The sequence below is a fragment of the Pseudomonas sp. R3-52-08 genome (genome assembly GCF_003851745.1).
Classification (GTDB): Bacteria; Pseudomonadota; Gammaproteobacteria; order Pseudomonadales; family Pseudomonadaceae; genus Aquipseudomonas.
The window spans coordinates 1,127,414-1,150,705 of sequence record NZ_CP027730.1 but is presented as its reverse complement, the minus strand read 5'-3'; the positions used below and the strand labels follow the sequence as shown (position 1 = coordinate 1,150,705).

General features: G+C 61.5%; 21 protein-coding genes and 1 other RNA gene. 4 read left to right on the top strand and 18 right to left on the bottom strand.

Translation table 11 applies throughout. From position 1 onward, the window contains the following. Positions 1-46: 46 nt before the first annotated feature. From lpxC to rsmI, 18 genes are all read right to left on the bottom strand, one after another. Entirely contained in the window at positions 47-958 is a 912-nt protein-coding gene (gene lpxC, locus C4J91_RS05235; protein ID WP_003171886.1) for a UDP-3-O-acyl-N-acetylglucosamine deacetylase, read from the bottom strand. A 112-nt stretch (positions 959-1,070) separates the two neighbouring features. After that, on the bottom strand, positions 1,071-2,267 hold the full coding sequence (ftsZ, locus tag C4J91_RS05230) for a cell division protein FtsZ (protein ID WP_003216225.1): 1,197 nt from the start codon (positions 2,265-2,267) through the stop codon (positions 1,071-1,073). Between the two features lie 132 nt (positions 2,268-2,399). After that, positions 2,400-3,662, bottom strand: a complete 1,263-nt coding sequence (gene ftsA / locus C4J91_RS05225) for a cell division protein FtsA (protein WP_057724626.1) — start codon at positions 3,660-3,662, stop codon at positions 2,400-2,402. A 15-nt stretch (positions 3,663-3,677) separates the two neighbouring features. After that, the gene (locus tag C4J91_RS05220; RefSeq protein WP_124361362.1) at positions 3,678-4,547 is read right to left on the bottom strand and encodes a cell division protein FtsQ/DivIB; all 870 of its coding nucleotides are present in this window, start codon (positions 4,545-4,547) and stop codon (positions 3,678-3,680) included. 4 nt (positions 4,548-4,551) lie between these two features. After that, complete coding sequence (locus C4J91_RS05215) at positions 4,552-5,508, bottom strand: D-alanine--D-alanine ligase (RefSeq protein WP_124361361.1); 957 nt, start codon at positions 5,506-5,508, stop codon at positions 4,552-4,554. After that, on the bottom strand, positions 5,505-6,950 hold the full coding sequence (murC, locus tag C4J91_RS05210; RefSeq protein WP_124361360.1) for a UDP-N-acetylmuramate--L-alanine ligase: 1,446 nt from the start codon (positions 6,948-6,950) through the stop codon (positions 5,505-5,507). The genes C4J91_RS05215 and murC overlap by 4 nt, the downstream gene beginning before the upstream one ends. Then, a complete protein-coding gene (murG, locus tag C4J91_RS05205) occupies positions 6,943-8,013 on the bottom strand; it encodes an undecaprenyldiphospho-muramoylpentapeptide beta-N-acetylglucosaminyltransferase (RefSeq protein ID WP_124361359.1) in 1,071 nt (356 codons plus the stop codon). The genes murC and murG overlap by 8 nt, the downstream gene beginning before the upstream one ends. Then, positions 8,003-9,226 carry a putative lipid II flippase FtsW gene (gene ftsW, locus C4J91_RS05200; RefSeq protein ID WP_065885825.1) on the bottom strand — a complete coding sequence of 408 codons (1,224 nt, stop codon included), beginning with the start codon at positions 9,224-9,226 and terminating at the stop codon, positions 8,003-8,005. Before ftsW ends, murG begins: the two co-directional genes overlap by 11 nt. Beyond that, complete coding sequence (gene murD, locus C4J91_RS05195; RefSeq protein WP_124361358.1) at positions 9,223-10,569, bottom strand: UDP-N-acetylmuramoyl-L-alanine--D-glutamate ligase; 1,347 nt, start codon at positions 10,567-10,569, stop codon at positions 9,223-9,225. The genes ftsW and murD overlap by 4 nt, the downstream gene beginning before the upstream one ends. Before the next feature lie 6 nt (positions 10,570-10,575). Continuing rightward, positions 10,576-11,658, bottom strand: a complete 1,083-nt coding sequence (gene mraY / locus C4J91_RS05190; RefSeq protein WP_124361357.1) for a phospho-N-acetylmuramoyl-pentapeptide-transferase — start codon at positions 11,656-11,658, stop codon at positions 10,576-10,578. Beyond that, the gene (gene murF, locus C4J91_RS05185) at positions 11,658-13,028 is read right to left on the bottom strand and encodes a UDP-N-acetylmuramoyl-tripeptide--D-alanyl-D-alanine ligase (protein ID WP_124361356.1); all 1,371 of its coding nucleotides are present in this window, start codon (positions 13,026-13,028) and stop codon (positions 11,658-11,660) included. Before murF ends, mraY begins: the two co-directional genes overlap by 1 nt. Continuing rightward, positions 13,021-14,484: a UDP-N-acetylmuramoyl-L-alanyl-D-glutamate--2,6-diaminopimelate ligase gene (locus C4J91_RS05180; protein WP_124361355.1), complete on the bottom strand. Its 1,464-nt coding sequence runs from the start codon at positions 14,482-14,484 to the stop codon at positions 13,021-13,023. Before C4J91_RS05180 ends, murF begins: the two co-directional genes overlap by 8 nt. After that, complete coding sequence (locus tag C4J91_RS05175; RefSeq protein ID WP_164484578.1) at positions 14,484-16,226, bottom strand: penicillin-binding protein 2; 1,743 nt, start codon at positions 16,224-16,226, stop codon at positions 14,484-14,486. Before C4J91_RS05175 ends, C4J91_RS05180 begins: the two co-directional genes overlap by 1 nt. Beyond that, positions 16,226-16,519 carry a cell division protein FtsL gene (ftsL, locus tag C4J91_RS05170; RefSeq protein ID WP_124361353.1) on the bottom strand — a complete coding sequence of 98 codons (294 nt, stop codon included), beginning with the start codon at positions 16,517-16,519 and terminating at the stop codon, positions 16,226-16,228. Before ftsL ends, C4J91_RS05175 begins: the two co-directional genes overlap by 1 nt. Continuing rightward, positions 16,516-17,463 (bottom strand): 16S rRNA (cytosine(1402)-N(4))-methyltransferase RsmH, encoded by a 948-nt coding sequence (gene rsmH / locus C4J91_RS05165; protein ID WP_164484511.1) that lies wholly within the window; start codon positions 17,461-17,463, stop codon positions 16,516-16,518. Before rsmH ends, ftsL begins: the two co-directional genes overlap by 4 nt. Then, complete coding sequence (gene mraZ / locus C4J91_RS05160) at positions 17,460-17,915, bottom strand: division/cell wall cluster transcriptional repressor MraZ (RefSeq protein ID WP_124361352.1); 456 nt, start codon at positions 17,913-17,915, stop codon at positions 17,460-17,462. Before mraZ ends, rsmH begins: the two co-directional genes overlap by 4 nt. Positions 17,916-18,270: 355 nt before the next feature. After that, positions 18,271-18,624: RNase P RNA component class A (gene rnpB, locus C4J91_RS05155), an RNA gene on the bottom strand. A gap of 96 nt (positions 18,625-18,720) precedes the next feature. Beyond that, entirely contained in the window at positions 18,721-19,626 is a 906-nt protein-coding gene (rsmI, locus tag C4J91_RS05150) for a 16S rRNA (cytidine(1402)-2'-O)-methyltransferase (protein ID WP_164484510.1), read from the bottom strand. A 176-nt stretch (positions 19,627-19,802) separates the two neighbouring features. On the opposite strand from rsmI, the gene C4J91_RS05145 reads away from it, so the two are divergent. The 4 genes from C4J91_RS05145 (at position 19,803) to C4J91_RS05130 (ending at position 23,249) form a co-directional block, all read left to right on the top strand. Then, positions 19,803-21,614 carry a penicillin-binding protein activator gene (locus C4J91_RS05145; RefSeq protein ID WP_124361350.1) on the top strand — a complete coding sequence of 604 codons (1,812 nt, stop codon included), beginning with the start codon at positions 19,803-19,805 and terminating at the stop codon, positions 21,612-21,614. After that, positions 21,614-21,985, top strand: a complete 372-nt coding sequence (locus C4J91_RS05140) for a YraN family protein (RefSeq protein WP_124361349.1) — start codon at positions 21,614-21,616, stop codon at positions 21,983-21,985. Before C4J91_RS05145 ends, C4J91_RS05140 begins: the two co-directional genes overlap by 1 nt. 92 nt (positions 21,986-22,077) lie before the next feature. After that, a complete protein-coding gene (locus tag C4J91_RS05135) occupies positions 22,078-22,671 on the top strand; it encodes a phosphoheptose isomerase (protein WP_024073509.1) in 594 nt (197 codons plus the stop codon). After that, positions 22,668-23,249, top strand: a complete 582-nt coding sequence (locus C4J91_RS05130) for a BON domain-containing protein (protein ID WP_124361348.1) — start codon at positions 22,668-22,670, stop codon at positions 23,247-23,249. Before C4J91_RS05135 ends, C4J91_RS05130 begins: the two co-directional genes overlap by 4 nt. Positions 23,250-23,292 lie beyond the last annotated feature (43 nt).

The window sequence follows — 23,292 nt, the reverse complement described above, 5'->3', positions numbered from 1 at the left end:
AGGCCACCCGAAGGCAGCCTTTAAAACTAAAGAAGAGAGTTGTTACTTACACCGCCGCAACGGGACGCATGTAAGAGATCGGTGCGGTGCTGGCATCTTCGAAGGTCACGACTTCCCAAGCGTCTGTCTGCTCAATCAACTTGCGCAGCAGCTGGTTGTTAAGGGCGTGGCCCGACTTGAAGCCTTTGAACTCGCCTATCAGGCTATTGCCCAGCAGGTAGAGGTCACCGATTGCATCGAGGATCTTGTGCTTCACGAATTCGTCTTCATAGCGAAGGCCGTCTTCGTTCAGTACACCATCCGCGTCGACCACAATGGCGTTTTCAACGCTGCCGCCGAGTGCGAGGTTGTGCTTGCGCAGGTACTCGATGTCACTCATGAAACCAAAGGTACGGGCGCGGCTGACTTCTTTTACGAACGAAGTGCTGGAAAAATCCACGCTTGCACTTTGGGTGCGGTCACGGAATACCGGGTGATCGAAATCGATCTCAAAGCTCACTTTAAAGCCTTCGAACGGGACGAAGGTGGCGCGCTTGTCGCCGTCTTCTACTGTCACTTCCCGCAGAATGCGAATGAACTTCTTGGCTGCGTCCTGTTCTTCCAGGCCGGCAGATTGAATCAGGAATACGAAGGGTCCAGCGCTGCCATCCATGATCGGGACTTCGGACGCGGAGAGCTCGACGTAGGCGTTATCGATGCCCAAACCGGCCATGGCCGAGAGCAAGTGCTCCACCGTGTCCACTTTGACGTCACCGTTGACCAATGTGGTCGACATAGTGGTTTCGCCAACGTTTTCCGCGCGAGCAGGTATCTGCACCACAGGGTCCAGGTCGGCACGCACAAACACGATGCCGGTGTCGACAGGTGCAGGCTTGAGGGTCAGGTATACCTTTTCCCCGGAGTGCAGACCTACACCTGTGGCACGAATAATATTCTTCAGGGTGCGTTGTTTAATCATGGCTTGGACCGCTTCAGCGCAAATTGCGAACTGGTATCAACAAAGGCTGGCGATAATAGCAGACCAGACCTTTGCTGAACACCAATCACCTTCATAGCCCTGATACATTCCATTAATCGGCCTGACGACGCAGGAATGCCGGGATGTCCAGGTAGTCCAGATCGTCTTGCGGATTCGGGCTACGGGACGCCGCAGCACCGGCCTGAGCCTGGTTGCGCATCACGGTCGGACGGTCCAGGTCACGGTAGTTCACCGACGGCAGTTCCTGGCGCGAAGGCGCTGGAGCGGCCGCTTGCTGGCTGGCGTGGCTGGTATGGACGGTATTGTCGATGACCTTTACAGGCTTCTCGATTTTTGCGCCCAGGCCGGTCGCAACCACGGTCACGTGCAGTTCGTCGCGCATGTCCGGGTCGATAACGGTGCCGACCTTGACCATGGCGTGCTCGGATGCGAAGGCTTCGATGATGCTACCCACGTCGGAGTACTCACCCAGGGACAGGTCTGGACCTGCGGTGATATTCACCAGGATGCCGCGCGCACCTTGCAGGTTCACATCTTCCAGCAGCGGGTTGCGGATGGCCGCTTCGGTGGCTTCGCGTGCACGGTTAGGACCGCTGGCGCAGCCAGTGCCCATCATCGCCATGCCCATTTCGCTCATGACAGTCCGTACGTCGGCAAAGTCGACGTTGATCATGCCCGGGCGCTTGATGATGTCGGAGATACCGCGAACGGCACCGGCCAGTACATCGTCAGCCTTGGCGAACGCGGACAGCAGGCTGGCGTCCTTGCCCAGAATGGTCAGCAGTTTCTCGTTGGGAATGGTGATCAACGAGTCGACGCTTTCAGACAGCAGACGGATGCCTTCATCGGCGATCTGCATGCGCTTGCGGCCTTCGAACGGGAACGGACGCGTCACGACAGCGACAGTCAGAATCCCCATTTCCTTGGCCACTTCGGCAATGATCGGCGCTGCACCGGTACCGGTACCGCCGCCCATGCCGGTGGTGATGAACACCATGTTGGTGCCTTGCAGCACTTCGGCAATACGCTCGCGGTCTTCCAGGGCGGCTTGACGGCCGACTTCCGGATTGGCGCCAGCGCCGAGGCCCTTGGTCACGGCTGTGCCCAATTGCAGGATGGTCCGCGCGCCGATGCTTTTCAGCGCCTGGGCATCAGTGTTGGCGCAGATGAATTCAACGCCTTCAATGTTGCTCTTGACCATATGGTTGACAGCGTTGCCGCCGCCACCGCCGACACCGATTACTTTGATAACCGGGCTAGCGGGGATGTTGTCTACGAGTTCAAACATGTTCCCTCTCCTTTCGTTTTCTCTAGTTTTTTCGCCTACTGCTTTACATCAGCTGCAAGTTGCAAGCTATTAGCTGCAAGCTTGAAGCGTGTTACTTGAAGCTTTAAAACTTGTCGCTTGAAGCTAACTTCGTCAGAAGTTCCCTTTTACCCAAGCCTGCAGCCGCTCGAACAACGGCGCTTTCGCTTCGTCATCGCTGCGGTAGCTGTCACGGATGCTCGGGCCCGACAGGGAAATGCCATCGGTCTGCTTTTGCAGCCCGTACAACAGCAAGCCCACACCGGTGGAATAAATCGGGTTGCGCACCACGTCGCCGAGGCCTTTGACGCCATGGGGCACGCCCAGGCGCACCGGCATGTGGAAGATCTCTTCGGCCAGTTCGACCGCGCCTTCCATCTTCGAGGTGCCACCGGTCAGCACGATGCCGGCCGGGATCAGATCTTCGTAGCCGCTGCGGCGCAATTCGGCCTGGATCAGGGTGAACAGCTCGTCGTAGCGCGGCTCGACCACTTCGGCCAGGGCCTGGCGCGACAGCTCGCGCGGTGGACGGTCGCCGACGCTTGGCACCTTGATGGTTTCACCGGCACCGGCCAGCTTGGCCAGGGCGCAGGCGTAGCGGATCTTGATTTCTTCGGCGTACTGGGTCGGTGTGCGCAACGCCATGGCGATGTCGTTGGTGACCTGGTCGCCGGCAATCGGGATCACGGCGGTGTGACGGATCGCACCCTCGGTGAAGATCGCGATATCGGTGGTGCCGCCGCCGATGTCCACCAGGCACACGCCCAGCTCTTTTTCGTCGTCGGTCAGCACCGAGTAGGCCGAAGCCAACTGCTCAAGAATGATGTCGTCGATTTCGAGGCCGCAGCGACGCACGCATTTTTCAATGTTCTGCGCGGCGTTGACGGCGCAGGTCACTACGTGGACCTTGGCTTCCAGACGCACGCCCGACATGCCCAGTGGCTCGCGAACGCCCTCCTGGTTATCGATCACGTAGTCCTGGGGCAAGGTGTGCAACACCCGCTGGTCAGCCGGGATCGCCACGGCCTGGGCGGCGTCGAGGACGCGCTCAAGGTCGGCCGCACTGACTTCACGGTCGCGGATCGCCACGATGCCGTGGGAGTTCAGGCTGCGGATATGGTTGCCGGCCACGCCGACAAACGCCGAGTGGATCCGGCAACCGGCCATCAGCTGCGCTTCTTCGATGGCGCGCTGGATCGATTGCACGGTGGACTCGATGTTCACCACCACGCCCTTCTTCAGGCCCCGGGACGGATGCGTGCCAATACCGACGATTTCGATCGTGCCGTCTTCACCGACCTCGCCCACCAGCGCCACCACCTTGGAGGTGCCGATATCGAGACCGACGATCATTTTGCCGCTTTGCACGTTTGCCATGGGTCCTGCCTCTTCTTAATTCTTCGCGACAGCGGGTTGTGCTGCCGTGGGCGCTACCGGTACACGCCAACCGACGGCCAGGCCGTTGGCGTAACGCAGGTCGACGCTCGCAATGTTCGTAATCTGTTCTTTCAAGGTTTTTTCATAGATGGCAATAAAGCGGCGCATCTTTTCCACCAAGCGGTCGCGTCCCAGCAACAACTCGATGCCCGGGCCGGAATTGCCTGCCCCGGTCGTCAGAAACCAGCTGCCCCGCTCACGCAATTCCAGGCGTGCGATGGAGAAGCCCAGTGGCCGCAGCATCTGGCTCAAGGCCTGGTACTGCTGCATCACTTGCTGTTGCGCCCGCTGCGGCCCGAACAGCTGCGGCAGGTGCTCATAGTTCGCCACTTCACGCGGCGCAAATGCCTGCCCCTGGTTGTTCAACAGCGCACCATCGCCCCAGCGGGCCACGGGCAGCTGTTCTTCCAGGCGGATCGTTACCTGGTCCGGCCATACGCGGCGGACTTCGGCATGGGCGATCCATGGCATCTGTTCCAGCTCCGCGCGCATGCCGGCCAGGTCAATGGTGAAGAAGCTCGCCGCCAGGAACGGGCTGATGCGCTGCTGTACCGCTTGCTGGCTGATGTAGCTCAAGTCGCCCTGCACGCTGATCTTGGTGATCGGCCGGTCGGCATACGGCAACAGACGCTGCGCCCCTTCGTAGGTGCCAAAGCCCAGTACCACCAGCAACACCGGCCAGAACAGCGCCTTGATGAAACCAAAGTTGGCTTTGGGCAGGCGCGCCGACATCGGCTCTTTGGCCACCATGCGGCTGGCACCCCGTGGCACCGGCTTGCGGCTCGGTGCTTGTGGGGGCTGATGACGAAGCGATGCGCCTTTCATGTGCTTAGCCTCTTGGCTCAATGCTGTCGGCCAGGATCGCCAGCACCAACTGCTGGAAATCCAGGCCGGCGGCACGGGCGGCCATTGGGACCAGGCTGTGGTCGGTCATCCCGGGTGCGGTGTTGACTTCCAGGAACCAGAAATTCCCCTGGTCATCCTGCATCACGTCTGCCCGCGCCCAACCGGCGATACCCAGCGCCTCACAGGCTTGCGCCGTGAGGTCCATCAATTGTTGTTCCCTGGTTGCGTCAAGGCCGCAGGGAATCCGGTACTGGGTATCGGAAGCCACGTACTTGGCGTCGTAATCGTAAAAAGTGTGGGGCGTGCCCAATGCGATAGGCGGCAATACCTGGCCACGCAGGGTGGCGATGGTGTACTCGGGACCCTGGATCCACTGTTCCACCAACACTTGCGAATCGTAGGTACTTGCCGCTTTCCATGCGTCGATCAATTCAGCGGCCGAGTTCACTTTGGCCATGCCGATACTGGAGCCTTCATGGGCAGGTTTGACGATCAAAGGCAGGCCCAGTTCCTTGGCTGCGCAAATACAATCGTCCTCGCTGCGCAACACGGCGTGACGTGGTGTAGGAATGCCCAGGCTGTGCCACACCTGCTTGGTGCGCAACTTGTCCATCGCCAGCGCTGAAGCCAGGATGCCGCTGCCGGTATAGGGGATGCCGGCGCACTCGAGCAGGCCCTGCATGCTGCCGTCCTCACCGCCACGGCCGTGGAGAATGATGAAGGCACGGTCGATCTTTTCGGCCTGCAGGCGGGCGAGGAAATCATCGCCCACGTCGATGCCGAATGCGTTCACACCGGCGCTTTGCAGCGCCTCAAGCACGGCATTGCCGGATTTGAGCGACACTTCGCGCTCGGCGCTCTTGCCGCCGAACAGCACGGCAACGCGGCCGAAGTCGGCAGGCGCGACAGTGGAGAACAGGGAGGCGTAGTCAGTGATCATTTCGACTTCCCCTTTGCGGCGGTAAACAGCGGACTGGCCAGCAATTTAGGCGCAAGGCCACCGATATCACCGGCGCCCTGGCATAGCAGGATGTCGCCAGCGCGCAGCAGCGGCTTGACGATCGGCGCCAGGTCGACGCCGCGCTCAATGTAGATCGGGTCCAACTGCCCACGCTGACGGATGCTGTTGCACAGCTTGCGGCTGTCGGCGCCCGGAATCGGTTCTTCACCGGCCGGGTACACTTCCATCAGCAACAGCACATTGGCATCGGCCAATACATTGACGAAGTCGTCATACAGGTCACGGGTGCGGCTGTAGCGGTGCGGCTGATAGACCATCACCAGGCGGCGCTCCGGCCAGCCACCGCGTACGGCCTTGATCACGGCGGCGACTTCGGTCGGGTGGTGGCCGTAGTCGTCCACCAGCATCACCTCACCGCCTTCAACCGGCAGCTGGCCGTAGACCTGGAAGCGTCGGCCGACACCGGCAAAGCGCGACAGGCCTTCGACGATGGCTTCATCGCTGACGCCTTCGTCGGTGGCAATGCAGATGGTCGCCAGGGAGTTCAGTACGTTGTGGTTGCCCGGCATGTTGACCGACACATCCAGCGGCTCGCGGTCGGGGCGCAGCACGGTGAAGAAGGTTTGCATGCCTTCCTGGCGCACATTGATCGCGCGCACGTCGGCGTCTTCGCTGAAGCCGTAGGTCACGGTAGGGCGCTTGACCTGCGGCAGAATCTCGCGCACCACCGGATCGTCCAGGCACACCACGGCCAACCCGTAGAACGGCAGGTTGTGCAGGAAGTCGACGAAGGTTTTCTTCAATTTGTTGAAGTCACCGTCGTAGGTTGCCATGTGGTCTTCGTCGATGTTGGTGACGACGGCGACCAGCGGTTGCAGGTGCAGGAAGCTCGCGTCGCTTTCATCGGCTTCGGCGATCAGGTAGCGGCTGGTGCCGAGCTGGGCATTGGTGCCGGCTGCATTCAGGCGGCCACCGATGACGAAGGTCGGGTCCAGGCCACCGGCGGCGAACACCGAGGCGATCAGGCTGGTGGTGGTGGTCTTGCCGTGGGTACCGGCGACGGCGATGCCGTGGCGGTAGCGCATCAGCTCGGCGAGCATCTCGGCACGCGGCACCACCGGGATGCGGCGCTCAAGGGCGGTGGCCACTTCCGGGTTGGACGTGTTCACAGCGCTGGACACCACCAGCACGTCCGCCTCGGCGGCGTTCTCGGCGCGGTGGCCGATGAAGATCTGCGCGCCAAAGGACTTCAGGCGCTCGGTGACCGGCGACTCTTTCAAGTCAGAGCCGGACACCTGATAGCCCAGGTTCAGCAATACTTCGGCAATGCCGCACATGCCCACGCCGCCGATACCGACGAAGTGGATGCGACGGATGCGGCGCATTTCCGGTTGTGGCATGGCTTTCTGATTCTCAACCATGGGCCACCTCCAGGCAGATATCGACCACGGTGCGGGTTGCGTCAGGTTTGGCCAGGCGGCTTGCGGTGCTCGCCATGCTGTTGAGTCGTTCCGGTTGCATCAAAACCTCGGTCAGGCGTGCGGCCAAATCGGCGGCGCCAGTCGTTCTTTGCGGCAGCAGGAAGGCAGCGCCCTCCCCGGCCAAATATTCGGCGTTGCGGGTCTGGTGATCGTCGATTGCGTGGGGCAGAGGCACCAGCAACGACGGCAGACCGGCGGCGGCCAGTTCACTGACGGTCAGCGCACCAGCGCGACAGACCACCAGGTCGGCCCAGCCATAGGCGTGGGCCATGTCTTTGATGAAGGGCTGGACAGTCGCCTCGACACCGGCCTCGCGATAGCGCGTGGCGGTGACTTCATCGTGCTGCTTGCCGGCTTGGTGGAAGATCTCAGGCCGCAATTCCACAGGGAGTTGCGCCAGCGCCTCCGGCAGCAATTTGTTCAGCGGCTCGGCGCCCAGGCTTCCGCCGAGGATCAGCAGGTGCGCCTTGCGTCCGACCAGCGCTTGGCGGGCGATGTCCATGAACAGCTCGGTGCGCACCGGGTTGCCGGTGGTACGGCGCTTGCTCGACGCGCTGAAGGTATTCGGGAACGCTTCACACACCCGCGCGGCCAATGGCACCAGCAAACGGTTGGCGGTACCGGCGACGGCGTTCTGTTCATGCACGATCACGGGGATACCGGCGAGTTTCGCCGCCACGCCGCCGGGGCCGGTCACATAACCGCCAAAGCCGAGTACACACACAGGCTGCAACTCACGGATGACCTGGCGTGCCTGCCATACCGCCTTGAGCAACACGAACGGCGCCTTGAGCAGCGACAATTTGCCCTTGCCCCGCAAGCCCGTGACGTTGATAAGGTGCAGCGGCAAGCCGGCATTCGGCACCAGCTCGTTCTCGATGCCACGCGGCGTTCCCAACCAGTGCACGCTGTAGCCACGGTTCTGGAATTCGCGCGCGCAGGCCAGGGCCGGGAACACATGGCCCCCGGTGCCGCCAGCCATGATCAGCACGTTAGCGCCCATGGGTCGGCTCCTCGGCGAAGTCGCTTTCGCTGAACTCCATCTCTTCGCTGCCCAGGTGAGTGCGACTCTCCCACTCGATGCGCAACAACAAGCCAAGGCAGGCGCAGCAAATCACCAACGAACTGCCGCCGTAACTGAGGAACGGCAAGGTCAGGCCCTTGGTTGGCAGCAGCCCGACGTTCACGCCGATATTGATCAGGAACTGGCCGATCCACAGGAACGACAAGCCGTACGCCACATAGGCGGCGAAATACTGTTTGGCCTTTTCGGCCCACAAGCCGATGTACATGCCGCGTACACACACGAACACAAACAGCGCGACGGTGCACAGCGAACCGACCACGCCCAGTTCCTCGGCCAGTACCGAGAACACGAAGTCGGTATGCGCTTCGGGCAGGTAGAACTGCTTCTGCACACTGTTGCCCAGGCCCACGCCCAGCCACTCGCCGCGACCGAAGGCAATCAGCGCCTGGGTCAACTGGTAGCCGGAACCGAACTGGTCGGACCACGGGTCGGTAAAGGTAATCAGACGGGCCATCCGGTAGGGTTGCGCCTGCACCAGAATCGTCACGGCCGCGACCGCCAGCACCACCATCAAGGTGAAGCGGAACAGGCCGACGCCGCCCAGGAACAGCATCGCGGCGGCGGCGCCCATCATCACTACGGTGGCGCCGAAGTCGGGCTCCATCAGCAGCAGGCCGGCCATGGGCAGCAGCACGATGAATGGCTTGAAAAAGCCCATCCAGCTTTCGCGCACTTCTTTCTGACGGCGCACCAGGTAGCCGGCCAGGTAGATCACCACGAACACCTTGGCGATTTCCGAGGGTTGCACGTTGAAGGCACCGAAGCCGATCCAGCGCATCGAACCGTTCACCTCGCGGCCGATGCCGGGCAGGATCACCATCACCAGCAAACCAAACGCCCCGATCAGCATCAGCCAACCCAGGCGCTGCCACGTGGCGATCGGGATCATCATGGTGACGATGCATGCGCCCAGGCCGATCACCAGGTACACCAGGTGACGGATCATCATGTACAGGGTGTTGCCCGACTGCACGGCGGCCACTTCGGAGGACGCCGAGGTGATCATCACCAGGCCCAGGCCGAGCAGCGCCAGGCAACCGGCGAGCATCGGGAAATCCAGGTCGATGCCGCGCCCGGTAATGATTGGCGACGGGTACGGTTTGATGATGTTTTTCAGGTTGAGGCTCATGCCAAAGCCTCCACAGCGCGGGCGAACAGCTGGCCGCGCTCTTCATAGTTCTTGAACATGTCGAAACTGGCGCAGGCTGGCGACAGCAGTACCGCATCACCCGGCTGGGCCAGGGCTTTGCACTGGGCGATCGCGTCGTCCAGGGAGGTAGCGCGCACTTGCGGCACCGCGTCGCCCAGGGCTGCGGCGATCAGGTCCGAATCACGGCCCATCAGCACCACGGCGCGGCAATGCGCTGCGACCGGCGCTTTAAGGTCCTTGAAGTCGGCACCTTTGCCGTCGCCACCGGCGATCAGCACCAGCTTGCCGTCGATATCGGCACCCAGGCCTTCGATGGCCGCCAGGGCAGCGCCGACGTTGGTGGCCTTGGAGTCGTTGTAATAGCTGACGCCGTCGAGGTCGCGCACCCACTGGCAGCGATGCTCAAGGCCGGCGAAGGTGCGCAGGCTGGCGAGCATGGCGTCGAAGGGCAGGCCCACCGCGTGGCCGAGCGCCAAGGCCGCCAGGGCGTTGGACTGGTTATGGGCGCCACGGATTTTCAACTCGCGCACCGGCATCAGGTTCTGGAATTCGAAGGCCAGGTATTTCTCACCGTTCTCTTCGCGAATGCCAAAGGCTTTGAAATCAGGCTTGCTCAGACCAAAGGTCCAGCAAGGCATGCCTTCGCCTATCAGTGGACGGCTCAAGGCATCCTGGCGGTTGACCACAAACTGCTTGGCGCCCCGGAAGATACGATGCTTGGCCAGGTGATAGGCCGGCAGGCCGCTGTAGCGGTCCATGTGGTCTTCGCTGACGTTCAACACGGTAGCCACTTCGGCACCGAGGTCATGGGTGGTTTCCAGCTGGAAGCTCGACAATTCCATCACGTACAACTCGACGTCGTCGCTGAGCAGATCCAGCGCCGGCACCCCGAGGTTGCCGCCCACCGCCACGCGCTTGCCGGCAGCCATCGCCATTTCGCCGACCAGGGTGGTCACGGTGCTTTTCGCGTTGGAGCCGCTGATGGCCACGATCGGCGCCTTGGCGTGACGCGCAAACAGGTCGATATCGCCGGACAGCTTCACGCCACGCGCCGCTGCTGCTTGCAGGGCCGGTGTGGCCAATGCCAGGCCGGGGCTCACGTAAAGCTCATCGGCGCGGCACAGAAATTCTACGTCCAATTCGCCACAACGCACTTCCACGTGCGGGTAGTCACGGCGCAGCGTGACCAGCTCCGGTGGAATTTCCCGCGTGTCGGCCACGGCAAACGACGTGCCCCGGTTCGCCAGGAAGCGAACCAGGGACATGCCGCTCTTGCCGAGGCCGACAATGATGCGGAAGTGGTCTGAAGCGATCAGGGACACTCGTTTCTACCTCAGTTTCAGGGTGGCAAGGCCGACCAGTACCAGAATCACGGTGATGATCCAGAAACGGACGATCACGCGTGGCTCGGGCCAGCCCTTGAGTTCAAAGTGGTGATGAATCGGCGCCATTCGGAATACACGGCGCCCGGTCAATTTGAAGGAAGCCACCTGGATGACCACCGACAGGGTTTCCATCACGAACACACCGCCCATGATGAACAGCACGATTTCCTGGCGCACGATCACCGCGATGGTGCCAAGGGCCGCGCCCAGTGCGAGTGCGCCGACGTCGCCCATGAAGACTTGTGCCGGGTACGTGTTGAACCACAGGAAGCCCAAGCCGGCGCCGATCAGCGCGCCGCAGAACACGATCAGCTCACCCGCGCCCGGTACGTAGGGAATCAGCAGGTACTCGGCGAACTTCACGTTACCCGACAGGTAGCAGAAAATGCCGAGGGCGCCGCCGACCATCACCGTCGGCATGATCGCCAGGCCGTCGAGGCCATCAGTCAGGTTGACCGCGTTGCTGGAGCCGACGATCACGAAATAGGTCAGCACCACGAAACCGATGCCCAGTGGAATGCTGGCATCCTTGAGCATTGGGATGATCAAGGTGGTTTCCACAGCGCTTGGTGCGGTGGTGTAGAGGAAGATCGCCGCCGCCAGGCCGAATACCGATTGCCAGAAGTACTTCCAGCGGCTCGGCAGCCCCTTGGAGTTCTTCTCGATCACTTTACGGTAGTCATCGACCCAGCCTATGGCGCCGAACAGCAGGGTCACCAGCAGCACCACCCACACGTAGCGGTTATGCAGGTCGGCCCAGAGCACGGTGCTGACGCCGATGGACGACAGGATCAACGCGCCGCCCATGGTCGGGGTGCCGGACTTGGACAGGTGCGACTGCGGGCCGTCATTGCGAACCGATTGACCAATTTGCAGGTTCTGCAGGGTGCGGATCATCCACGGCCCCAGAAACAGCGACAAACACAGCGCGGTCAGCACACCCAGGATCCCGCGCAGGGTCAGGTACTGAAAGACCGCGAAGCCTTTGTGGAACTGTTGCAGATACTCAGCCAGCAGCAGCAGCATTAATGTTTCTCCGTACTTGAGCCACACAAGGCTGCGACGACGTTTTCCATCACCGCGCTGCGCGATCCCTTGATCAAAATGGTTGTGTGTGTGTCGTGTTCAGCCGCAGCCAACGCCTGGATCAATTCGCCTTGGGTCGCAAAATGCCGCGCGCCAGGGCCGAAGGCGTTTACCGCGTGCGCCATGTTCGGGCCGACGGCGTAGAACGCGTCGACCTTATCGGCGGCATAGGCGCCGACTTCGCGGTGCCCTTGTTCAGCCCAGTCGCCCAATTCGCCGATGTCGCCAAGTACCAGCACCTTGCGGCCATCAAAGCCTTTGAGCAGATCCACGGCGGCGTTAACGGAAGACGGGTTGGCGTTGTAAGTGTCATCGATCACGCGCATGCCGTTGGTGGCCAATTGCGCGACAGTGCGTCCTTTGACCGGCTGCACCGCGCCCAAGCCTGTGGCGATGCCGAACAGCGACACACCCAGGGCGTGGGCGGCAGCGGCAGCGGCCAAGGCGTTGGCGACGTTATGGTTGCCCAGCAGGTTCAGTTGCACGTGTTCACTGCCTTGCGGCGTGTGCAAGGTGAAGGACGGGCAACCACGCGCATCAACGGTGATGTCGCTGGCATGAAAATCGGCTGCGGCGCTGCGCACGGCAAAGGTCAGCACCTTGCGACCGGCAGCGCGTACGCGCCAGGTCTCGAAGGCCTTGTCGTCAAGATTCAGTACCGCGGTGCCCGAAGCGTCGAGGCCTTCAAGAATTTCACCCTTGGCTTCGACGATTTTTTCCGGGCCGCCGAATTCACCGACATGGGCGGTACCGGCATTGTTGATAACCGCGACATGGGGCTTGGTCAGCGCCACGGTGTAGGCAATCTCACCGACGCGGGAAGCGCCCAGTTCGATGACTGCCGCCGTGTGTTCCGGGGCCAGTTCGAGCAGGGTCAGCGGTGCGCCGAAATCATTGTTCAGGTTGCCCCGGGTGGCGAGTACCGGCCCGCGCGTGCGCAGTACGCCGGCCAACAGTTCCTTGACGGTGGTCTTGCCGCTGGAGCCGGTGATGGCGGCAACCGGCTTGTCGAAAGTGGCACGGTTCAGCGCACCCAGTTGACCCAACGCAAGCCGCGTATCGGCGACCAGCAGCTGCGGCAACGTCGCGTGCGCCACTTCACGTTGCACCAGGGCACCCACGGCGCCTTTGGCGGCGACGTCGTTCAGGTAGTCGTGACCGTCAAACCGCGGGCCTGTGAGTGCGATGAACAGCTGGCCGGGCTGGATATTGCGACTGTCGATACTGACGCCGTCGAACGTGCAATCGCTCGACAGCACCCGGGCCGACAACGCCTGGGCCAGTTCGCTGAAGGTCATCGGCTTAAGCATGGGCGACCTCCCAGGCGGTCAGGGCGTGACTCGCCTCGACCAGATCGGAGAAGGCATGGCGCTCGCCGTTGATTTCCTGGTAATCCTCATGCCCCTTGCCAGCCAGCACCACCACGTCATCCGCGCTGGCACCGGCGATCAATTGGGCGATGGCTGCGCCGCGACCGGCCACGAACGTGACGTTGGCAGTGTCTTTGAAGCCTTCGCGTATATCGTCGAAAATCCGGCTGGGGTCTTCGCTGCGCGGGTTGTCGTCGGTCACCAGCACGCCGTCGGCCAGGCGCTCGACGATCTCGGCCATCAACGGACGCTTGCCGCGATCACGGTCGCCGCCGCAGCCGAACAGGCACAACAGCTTGCCCTTGGCGTGCGGGCGCAGGGCCAGCAGGACTTTTTCCAGTGCATCAGGGGTGTGGGCATAATCGACCACCACCAGCGGTTGCGTACCGCCACCCAGGCGCTGCATGCGGCCGGCCGGGCCTTCCAGTTTGGGCAGTACTTTCAGAATTTCGTCGAGGGCGTAATCCAGGCCGAGCAAGGCGCCGATGGCTGCCAATACGTTGCTCAGGTTGAAACGCCCGAGCAACGTGCTACGCAAATGGTGCTCGCCTTGTGGCGTTACCAGGGTGGCGCGCACGCCCTCGTCGCTGAACTGGGCTTCGCGGCAGTACAGGTACGCACGGGTGTCTTCCAGGCTATAGCTGATCAAGCGCGCTTCGCTGTCTTGAGCTGCCAGTTGGCGACCGAAGGCATCATCCAGATTCACGACCCGGCACTTCAGGTGATTCCAGGCGAACAGCTTGGCCTTGGCCGCTGCATACGCGTCCATGGTGCCGTGGTAATCGAGGTGGTCGCGGGACAGGTTGGTCAGCACCGCCACGTCAAACGCCAGGGCCGTGACACGGCCCTGGTCGAGACCATGGGACGACACTTCCATGGCAACCGCCTTGGCGCCGGCCTTTTTCAGGTCGGCCAGGGTCGCCTGCACGGCAATCGGGTTCGGCGTGGTGTGCAGGCCGCTTTGCAGCGCACCATAGAAGCCGGTGCCCAGGGTACCGACGATGCCGCAGTGCTGACCCAGCAGGTCCAGGGCCTGGGCGACCAGTTGAGTCACGCTGGTCTTGCCGTTGGTGCCGGTCACGCCCACCAGGTTCAGGTGGCGGCTCGGTTCACCGTAGAAGCGCCCGGCAATGTCGGACAACTGCGCGGCCAAGCCCTTGACTGGAATCAACGGCACATCGGTGATCGGCAGCACAGTAGCGCCTTCCACTTCATAAGCAACAGCGGCAGCACCACGTTGTAGGGCGTCGGCAATATGCGCACGGCCATCGAACTTGCCACCGGGCACGGCCAGGAACAGGTCACCGGCGCGCACGTTGCGGCTGTCCAGGCTCAACTCGCGAATCAGCAGATCGCGGCCGGCGTGGGCAAAAATCTTGTTCAGGCTAAGAGACATCAGCCGCGCCCTCCATTGGCTTTTACAGCAGCGGCCGGGGGTGCGGCATTCGCTTGCTGGGTTGGCGCAAGATTGTCCGGCGTGATGTTCATCAGGCGCAGGGTGCCGGACATCACTTTGCTGAACACTGGCGCCGAGACCAGGCCACCGAAGTAACCGGCCTTGCTCGGTTCATCGATCACTACGACGATGGCGTAGCGCGGATCGCTCATCGGGCCGAAACCGGCGAACAATGAACGGTAGGAATTTTCCGCATAACCCTTGGTGCCCACTGAGGTTTTACGCGCAGTACCAGACTTGCCAGCCACGTGATAGGCCGGCACCTGGGCGCGGAATACGCCACGCGGCGCCTCGATCACTTGTTGCAGCATGCCTTGCATGGTCTTGGCGACTTTTTCCGGGATCACCTGGGTGGCTTTCGGCGCTTCGTCCACGTGAATCAGGCTCAGCGGAACCATTCGGCCATTATTCGCCAATACCGAGAACGCATGGGCCAGTTGGATCGCGGTCACCGACAGGCCGTAGCCGTACGACAGAGTGGCGGTCTCGGCCTTTTTCCAGTCGCGGTAGTTCGGCAGGTTGCCGACGCGCTCACCTGGGAAATCGAGCCCGGTGGGCTGGCCCAGGCCGATTTTTTGCGCCAGGTGGTAGATGGTTTCGCCGCCGATATCGAAGGCGACCTTGCTCATACCTACGTTACTGGAGTTGATCAGGATGCCTGTCAGATCCAGCACCGGGCCCTCGGTGCGCGACACGTCGCGGATGGTGTATTTGCCCAACTGCAAAGTGCCTGGATACACCTCGACCTTGTCGCTGGGCTTCCAGCGTCCGGTTTCCAGGGCGGCACTCATGGAGATGGCTTTCATGGTCGAACCCGGCTCGAACACGTCGATCATCGCGCGGTTGCGCATCATCGCCGGCTGCAGGTTGCGACGGTTGTTCGGGTTGTAGGTCGGCTGGTTGACCATGGCGAGAATCTCGCCGGTCTTCACGTCCATGATCACCAGGCTGCCGGCTTTGGCGCCGTTTTCGATGATCGCGTTACGCAATTCACGGTTGGCCAGGTACTGCAGACGCAAGTCAATCGACAACGCCAAGGGCTTGCCGGCCTTGGCGTTCTTGGTGACCTGAACATCCTTGATCAGCCTGCCGCGCCGGTCCTTGATGACCTGGCGCTTGCCGGGAACGCCGGCCAGCCATTCGTCGTAGGCTAGCTCGACACCTTCGCGGCCATGGTCATCGATATCGGTAAAGCCGACCATGTGCGCGGTGGTTTCACCGGCCGGGTAGAAACGACGAAATTCCTCGATGCCATAGACACCCGGAACTTTCAGGTCGAGCACTTGCTGACCCTGTTCGGGGGTGAGCCCGCGAACCAAGTAGATGAATTCTTTGTTGGCCTGGGCTTCCAGGCGTTCGGTCAGCGCTTTGCGGTCTTGCCCCAAGGCAGCGGCGAGTTCGGGCCACTTGTCCTTGGCTACCTGCAGTTCCTTGGCGTTGGCCCACAAGGTGGTCACCGGGGTACTCACGGCCAGAGGCTCGCCGTTGCGGTCGGTAATCAGGCCGCGGTGCGCAGGAATCGGAATATGCCGCAGGCTACGGGCATCGCCCTGGCCGATCAGGAAGTCACGATCGACGACCTGCAGGTCGAAGATCCGCCAGACGATCGCACCCACCATCAATGCCAGCAAGCCGAGCATCAGGCGGAAGCGCCATGGGTAGAGTGCGCCTTCAAGTTTCATCATGGCGCCACCATGCGTACGTCGGCCGCGCCCGGAATGTGCATTTTCAGTTGTTCGGTGGCCAGCACTTCGATACGGCTGTGGGCCGTCCACGTGCTCTGCTCCAGGATCAACCGGCCCCATTCCGCCTGCGCCTTGTCGCGCACGCTCAATTCCCCATAGAGGGTATTGAGCAATTGACGATTCCAATGCGCGCTGTAGGACACCGCAATCGCGGACACCAGCACGCCGATAAACAGCAGCAACATAAAGAAGCTGCCGCCCGGCAGGGGTTTGGCGAAAAGCTTGCTCACCGCAACTTCTCCGCGACGCGCATGACGGCGCTGCGCGAACGTGGGTTGGCCTTGAGTTCAGCTTCGGAGGCGAACTGTGCTTTGCCATGGATTTTGATTTTCGGTACAAAGGCTTCGAAACGCACCGGCAGATTGCGCGGCAGGTTGTCGGACTCGCCCTTGACCAGACGCCGCATGAACAGTTTGACGATACGGTCTTCCAGGGAATGGAAACTGATCACCACCAGGCGACCGCCCACTTCCAACGCGTCCAGGGCAGCCTCGAGGCCAGCCTCCAGATCGCCCAATTCGTTGTTGACGTGAATGCGCAGGCCCTGGAATGCGCGGGTAGCGGGGTTCTTGCCCTTCTCCCATGCAGGGTTGGCGACCTTCAGCACTTCGGCCAGGTCAGCGGTGCGTTCGAACGGCTGGATTTCGCGGCGTTCGACCACGGCGCGGGCCATGCGACCGGCGAAGCGTTCTTCGCCGTACTCCTTGAACACCCGGGCAATTTCTTCCACCGGCGCGGTGGCGATGAACTGCGCGGCGCTGACGCCACGGGTAGGGTCCATGCGCATGTCGAGGGGGCCATCGTTCATGAAGCTGAAGCCGCGCTCCGGGTCATCGAGCTGCGGCGAAGACACGCCGAGGTCGAGCAGAATCCCGGCCACCTTGCCCGCCATGCCGCGCTCGGCGACTTCGGCGCCCAGCTCGGCAAAGCTGCGCTGCACAACGACAAAGCGGCCGTCTTCGGCCGCTAGCGCTTGCCCGGTGGCAATCGCTTGAGGGTCTTTGTCGAACCCGAGGAGTTTACCGTTGGGCCCGAGCTGGCTGAGTATCAACCGACTGTGCCCGCCCCTGCCGAAGGTGCCATCCAAATAGCAGCCATCCGCGCGTACGGCGAGAGCCTCAACGGCTTCGTCAAGCAGTACGGTGATGTGGTTAAAGCCGCTATCAATAGTCACAGGATCAAATCACGCAGTTCATCAGGCATGGCGCCCGGTTGTTGAATAGCAGCCAAGTCAGCTGCAGAAACAGCATCCCAGGCATCTTCGTCCCACAATTGGAACTTGTTCAGTTGGCCTACCAGCATTGCGCGCTTGTCGAGCCTGGCGTATTCGCGCAAACGCGGCGGCACCAGGAAACGACCGCTGCCATCGAGTTCAAGGTCGACGGCATTACCGATCAGCAAACGCTGCAGGCGGCGGTTTTCTTCACGCAATGAAGGCAGAGCGCGCAATTTGGTTTCAATCAACTCCCACTCATCGAGGGGGTAAACACACAAACAAGGGTCAACCGCGTCAATCGTGACGATTAACTGCCCCGAACTTCGCGAAATGAGCTCGTCACGATACCGGCTCGGCATGGCGAGACGGCCTTTTGCATCGAGACTGATAGCGTTAGCTCCGCGAAACACAGGTGCGTTTCTCCAATTTTTAGCGTTTTACGTTCAAAAAACCCACTTCGTGCCACTTTCCGCCACTTGCGCACACTATAGGAATGCGCCCACCACACCGTCAAGGCGCGGATACAAGGAAAAGCCTTACAGAACGGAGATTTACGAGCGTAACGGGAGGAGAAACCCGAGTTCAGCGTGGTTTTTGACTCAACAAGCACAAATAACTCAAAGCACTATGGCCCAGAGTTAAAGTAATTTATTAAGAGTAAGATTTTTTTGGTATTACGAAGACGCATCTGCCAATGATTTGGCAAGGAGGGATTCTTGCGTTACTACCGGGTTTTCTGCCCGAGGTTCAGGCAGAAGGAAAAAGGTGGAGAGTCGATCTATAAGCCGGGTTCTGTCTTGAACAGTCATTCGTCTACGATGGCCATCACTGGACATCTTTAGCAACCTACCCGGTCCCAGCGCGGGCCACGCCTTGGGACCCTATTTGGTCTTGCTCCAAGTGGGGTTTACCTAGCCACGAACTGTTGCCAGTCGTGCGGTGCGCTCTTACCGCACCTTTTCACCCTTACCGGCACCGAAGTGCTTAGGCGGTTATTTTCTGTGGCACTTTCCGTAGGCTCACGCCTCCCAGGCATTACCTGGCACTTCGCCCTATGGAGCCCGGACTTTCCTCCCCCCCCTAATTTTCATAGAGGGCAGCGACTGTCCAATCGACTCTCCGCCGCGCAGGTTAACGGCACGACGGCCTCAGGACAAGTATTAAAAGTGCAGCATTGCCATCACCTTCGGACGAAACACCGGCCCGGCCCCGGAACTATTCGGCTTTCTGTTTATCCAGCGCCGCCTGATACAACACATTCTTGCGCGCCCCGGTAATTTCCGCGGCGAGGGCGGCAGCCCGCTTGAGCGGCATCTCCTTGAGCAGCAAATCGAGGATGCGCATGGCTTCGCTGCCGACTGCATCTTCATCCTCTGGAGGCGTCCAGCCGGCCACCAGCACGACGCACTCTCCGCGCTGCTGATTGCTGTCGCCTTCGACAAACCCGCGCAGTTCTTCCAGCGGCAGGCCCTTGAGGGTTTCAAAGGTCTTGGTCAACTCGCGAGCCAGCAGCGCCAGGCGCGCTCCGCCGAACACCAGCTCCATGTCCTGCAGGCACTCCAGGATGCGGTGCGGAGCTTCGTAGAAAATCAAGGTGCGCGGCTCTTCCTTCAGCGCCTGCAGACGCGCGCGACGCCCTACCGTCTTGGCGGGCAGGAAGCCTTCGAAGATAAAGCGGTCCGACGGCAAGCCCGCTGCAGATAATGCTGCAATCAGCGCGCACGCGCCTGGAACAGGCACTACATTGATACCAGCGGCGCGCGCCTGGCGGACCAGATGGTAGCCCGGGTCGGAAATCAGCGGCGTGCCCGCATCGGAGATCAGCGCAACATCATCACCTGCCAGCAAACGGGTGATAAAACGGCTGCCCTCCTCGCGCTCGTTGTGTTCATGGCAGGCCGCCAGTGGCGTGGGGATTCCAAAATGCTGCATCAACCGTTGGGAGTGTCGCGTGTCTTCCGCCGCGATCAATTTAACCTCGCGCAACACTTTCAATGCCCGGGCACTGATGTCGTCCAGGTTGCCAATGGGCGTCGCCACGACAAAAAGCGAGCCTGCAGTGGAATTCAAAGGACCTGGAGCAGTCAAAACGCACACCTCGATGGTTGGCAAAAGCCACATTGTAGCGCGTCAACGCGCTGAAAATATGCCGTCACGGCGGATGTCGTTTCAGCCATTGTCAGTAAAACGCAACAATTGCACGACCTAAATCCACGGTTTCACGCCACGAACATCGCGCCTGGGCCAGTGCTTGGGTACACTTCCACGCTAATTTGATCGGTATCAGGAACACTTACATGATCGCTTGCCTGCGGCTGCTCTCCGCCCTCTGCCTCGCTGCCTTGCTGGCCGCTTGCGCCAGCTCGCCCTCGTCCAGCCTTGGCGACCTACCACGCACGCCCGACGCCAGTATCGAGCAACTGCTCGAACAGGCTACGGCCGCCAAGACGCCAGAAAAGGCCGCATTGCTGCGCCTGAGTGCGGCTGACCTGGCCTACCAGCAGAACAACCCCGGCCGCTCCTCGCAGATTCTTGCGCAGGTGCCCCTGGATGTCCTGAAACCGGCCGCGCAAGTGTTCGCCAGCACCTTGGCCGCCGAGCTGGCGATGACCCGCAACCAGCCCAAGGCTGCATTGACGGCGCTGAACCACCCCAGCCTGCAAAGCCTGAAGGAGCTGCCGGTCGATCAACAAGTGCGCACCGGCACCGTGCATGCCCGCGCCTATGAAGCCGACGGCCAGACCCTGGCGGCAGCGCGGGAGCGTGTCGCCATGGCGCCGCTGCTCACCGGTGACGCCGCCAACAGCACCCACGAAGCGATCTGGGTGTTGATTGCCGCTCTGCCCGCCGAGCAGCTGCAAGCCACCGGCAACCCGACGCTGGACGGCTGGATCACCCTGGCCCAGGCGGTCAAGGGCGCCGGCACGCTGGAGCAGCAACAAACCGCCATCGACACCTGGCGCGCGCGCAACCCGGGCCATCCGGCGGCCGTGCAATTGCCAACGCCCTTGACCAAACTCAAGGAACTGGCCAGCCAGCCGCTGACCAAGATCGCCCTGCTGCTGCCGCAGGAAGGCGCCTTGGCGTCGGTCGGCAAGGCATTGCGTGAAGGCTTCATGGCCGCTCACTACCAGGCCGAACAGGCCGGGCAGAAGCCGCCGGTGATTGAGTTCTACGACAGCTCGCGGCTGACCTCCATCGACGACTTCTACGCCAAGGCCCAGGCTGCCGGCGTGCAGCTGGTGGTTGGCCCGCTGGAAAAGCCACTGGTCAAACAGCTCAGTGCACGTCCGCAATTGCCGATCACCACCCTGGCGCTGAACTACAGCGAAGGCGATCAAGCCCCGGCGCAGTTGTTCCAGTTCGGCCTGGCCGCTGAAGACGAAGCCCGTGAAGTGTCGCGCCGCGCCCGTGCCGACGGCCTGCATCGCGCCGCCGCCATGGTGCCCCGTGGCGAATGGGGCGAGCGTGTCTACAAAGCTTTCCGTCAGGATTGGGAAGCCAACGGCGGCACCGTCATGGGTGTCGAGTATGTCGATCAGCCTGTGGCCCTGGCCCAGCAGATCGCCGACCTGTTCCAGCTGCGCAAAAGCGAAGGCCGCGCTAAGAGCCTGCAAAACACCGTCGGCACTGACGTTGCCGCCCAGCCTTCGCGTCGCCAGGACATCGAGTTCATCTTCCTGGCCGTCACCCCGCAACTGGCCCAGCAGATCAAGCCGACCCTGAACTTCCAATACGCCGGTGACGTGCCTGTCTATGCGACGTCCCACGTCTTCAGCGCCAGTGGCGACCGCAACCAGTACCTGGACATGACCAACGTGATGTTCTGCGAAACCCCTTGGTTGCTCAACACCACCGACCCACTGCGCAACCAGGTCGCCGCACAATGGCCGCAAGCCAATGGCAGCCTGGGCCGCCTGTATGCGATGGGCGTCGATGCCTATCGCCTGGCGCCACGCCTGGGCCAGCTCAAGGCGTTGCCGGACACCCGTGTCGACGGCCTCTCCGGTAACCTGGGCATCAGCGCCAACCAGCGCGTTGACCGTCAGATGCCGTGGGCGAAGTTCGTGGGTGGCGAGATCCAGCGCCTGCCGGATACCCCGCGCTGATGCCCGAGCGGTCCAGCGCACAAAGCGGCAAGGATGCCGAACGCTACGCGCTGAACTATCTGCAACAACAGGGTCTGCGCCTTCTGGCGCAGAACTGGTTATGTAAACGCGGTGAGCTGGATCTGGTCATGCTTGACGGCGATACAGTAGTATTCGTCGAAGTCCGCTACAGAAAACACGCACAATGGGGTGGCGCGCTCGCCAGTATCGATGGGCGCAAGCGTCAAAAGCTGATACTCGCCGCGCAGTTTTTCCTGCAAAAAGAGCATCGCTGGGCCGACAGCCCCTGCCGTTTCGATGTGGTTGCCATGGAAAGCACGCCGTCGGGTCCAACTGACTTGAATTGGCTCAAAGATGCCTTCGACAGCTGACTCACCCGGCACCTTCACCCCACACTTTTGCTCTTTGCTTTGCGGGCTGCACATTTCTGTGCCAAACAGCCGCGCTCATTAAGGTCACACAGATGGACATGCAATCCCGAATTCGCCAGCTTTTCCAGGCCAGCATCGACACCAAGCAACAGGCGATGGACGTACTTGCACCGCACATCGAGCAAGCCAGTCAGGTCATGGTCAACGCCTTGCTCAACGAAGGCAAAATGCTTTCGTGCGGTAACGGCGGCTCGGCCGGTGACGCCCAGCATTTCTCCTCCGAGCTGCTCAACCGCTTCGAGCGCGAGCGTCCGAGCCTGCCGGCGATCGCCCTGACCACCGATTCGTCGACCATCACCTCGATCGCCAACGACTACAGCTACAACGAAATCTTCTCCAAACAGATCCGTGCCCTCGGCCAGCCGGGCGATGTGTTGCTGGCGATTTCCACCAGTGGCAACTCGGCGAACATCATTCAAGCGATCCAGGCCGCACATGATCGCGAAATGATTGTCGTAGCATTGACCGGGCGCGACGGCGGCGGCATGGCCTCGTTGCTGCTGCCTGAGGACGTGGAGATTCGCGTTCCGGCCACTGTCACTGCACGCATTCAAGAAGTCCACCTGCTGGCGATCCACTGCCTGTGCGATCTGATCGACAGCCAACTGTTCGGGAGTGAAGAATGACCGTTAATCGCCTCAGCCTTTTGGCCATCACGCTGTGCCTCGCCATCAGCGGCTGCAGTACGGCAATCACCGCTACACGGGACACCCCCATCCAGGATGACCGGGGTACACGTACCTTCGGCAGCACCATCGACGACTCGCTGATTGAAACCAAGGTCAAGGTCAACGTCGCCAAAGCGGCTACGGACCTGGGCAATGGCGCGTCACGCATTGTGGTCACCAGCTTCAACGGCGTCGTGCTGCTGGCCGGGCAAACACCGCGCGCCGAACTCAAGGCCCAGGCTGAACAGGCCGCCTCGGCGGTGCAACGGGTCAAGAAGGTGCACAACGAACTGCAGGTCATGGACCCGATCACGCTGCTGGCCATCAGCAACGATGCCTTGCTGACCACCAAGATCAAGGCGCAGATGCTCACCGACAGCGCCGTTCCGGGCTCGCGTATCAAGATCGTCACCGACAATGGCATCGTCTACATGATGGGCCTGTTGACCCAGGCTGAAGCCACTCGCGCCGCCAACCTGGTACAGGGTGTGTCCGGAGTGCAGAAAATCGTCAAGGTGTTCGAATACATCGACTGATGTAACCGCAAGCCAAAAAAAGGGCGCCGTGCATTGCTGCACG

Bases quoted from the DNA above. Each gene is read 5' to 3' on its own strand.
- lpxC (WP_003171886.1), bottom strand. From the start codon at position 958: ATGATTAAACAACGCACCCTGAAGAATATTATTCGTGCCACAGGTGTA.
- ftsZ (WP_003216225.1), bottom strand. From the start codon at position 2,267: ATGTTTGAACTCGTAGACAACATCCCCGCTAGCCCGGTTATCAAAGTA.
- ftsA (WP_057724626.1), bottom strand. From the start codon at position 3,662: ATGGCAAACGTGCAAAGCGGCAAAATGATCGTCGGTCTCGATATCGGC.
- C4J91_RS05220 (WP_124361362.1), bottom strand. From the start codon at position 4,547: ATGAAAGGCGCATCGCTTCGTCATCAGCCCCCACAAGCACCGAGCCGC.
- C4J91_RS05215 (WP_124361361.1), bottom strand. From the start codon at position 5,508: ATGATCACTGACTACGCCTCCCTGTTCTCCACTGTCGCGCCTGCCGAC.
- murC (WP_124361360.1), bottom strand. From the start codon at position 6,950: ATGGTTGAGAATCAGAAAGCCATGCCACAACCGGAAATGCGCCGCATC.
- murG (WP_124361359.1), bottom strand. From the start codon at position 8,013: ATGGGCGCTAACGTGCTGATCATGGCTGGCGGCACCGGGGGCCATGTG.
- ftsW (WP_065885825.1), bottom strand. From the start codon at position 9,226: ATGAGCCTCAACCTGAAAAACATCATCAAACCGTACCCGTCGCCAATC.
- mraY (WP_124361357.1), bottom strand. From the start codon at position 11,658: ATGCTGCTGCTGCTGGCTGAGTATCTGCAACAGTTCCACAAAGGCTTC.
- murF (WP_124361356.1), bottom strand. From the start codon at position 13,028: ATGCTTAAGCCGATGACCTTCAGCGAACTGGCCCAGGCGTTGTCGGCC.
- C4J91_RS05180 (WP_124361355.1), bottom strand. From the start codon at position 14,484: ATGTCTCTTAGCCTGAACAAGATTTTTGCCCACGCCGGCCGCGATCTG.
- C4J91_RS05175 (WP_164484578.1), bottom strand. From the start codon at position 16,226: ATGAAACTTGAAGGCGCACTCTACCCATGGCGCTTCCGCCTGATGCTC.
- rsmI (WP_164484510.1), bottom strand. From the start codon at position 19,626: ATGTGGCTTTTGCCAACCATCGAGGTGTGCGTTTTGACTGCTCCAGGT.
- C4J91_RS05145 (WP_124361350.1), top strand. From the start codon at position 19,803: ATGATCGCTTGCCTGCGGCTGCTCTCCGCCCTCTGCCTCGCTGCCTTG.
- C4J91_RS05140 (WP_124361349.1), top strand. From the start codon at position 21,614: ATGCCCGAGCGGTCCAGCGCACAAAGCGGCAAGGATGCCGAACGCTAC.
- C4J91_RS05135 (WP_024073509.1), top strand. From the start codon at position 22,078: ATGGACATGCAATCCCGAATTCGCCAGCTTTTCCAGGCCAGCATCGAC.
- C4J91_RS05130 (WP_124361348.1), top strand. From the start codon at position 22,668: ATGACCGTTAATCGCCTCAGCCTTTTGGCCATCACGCTGTGCCTCGCC.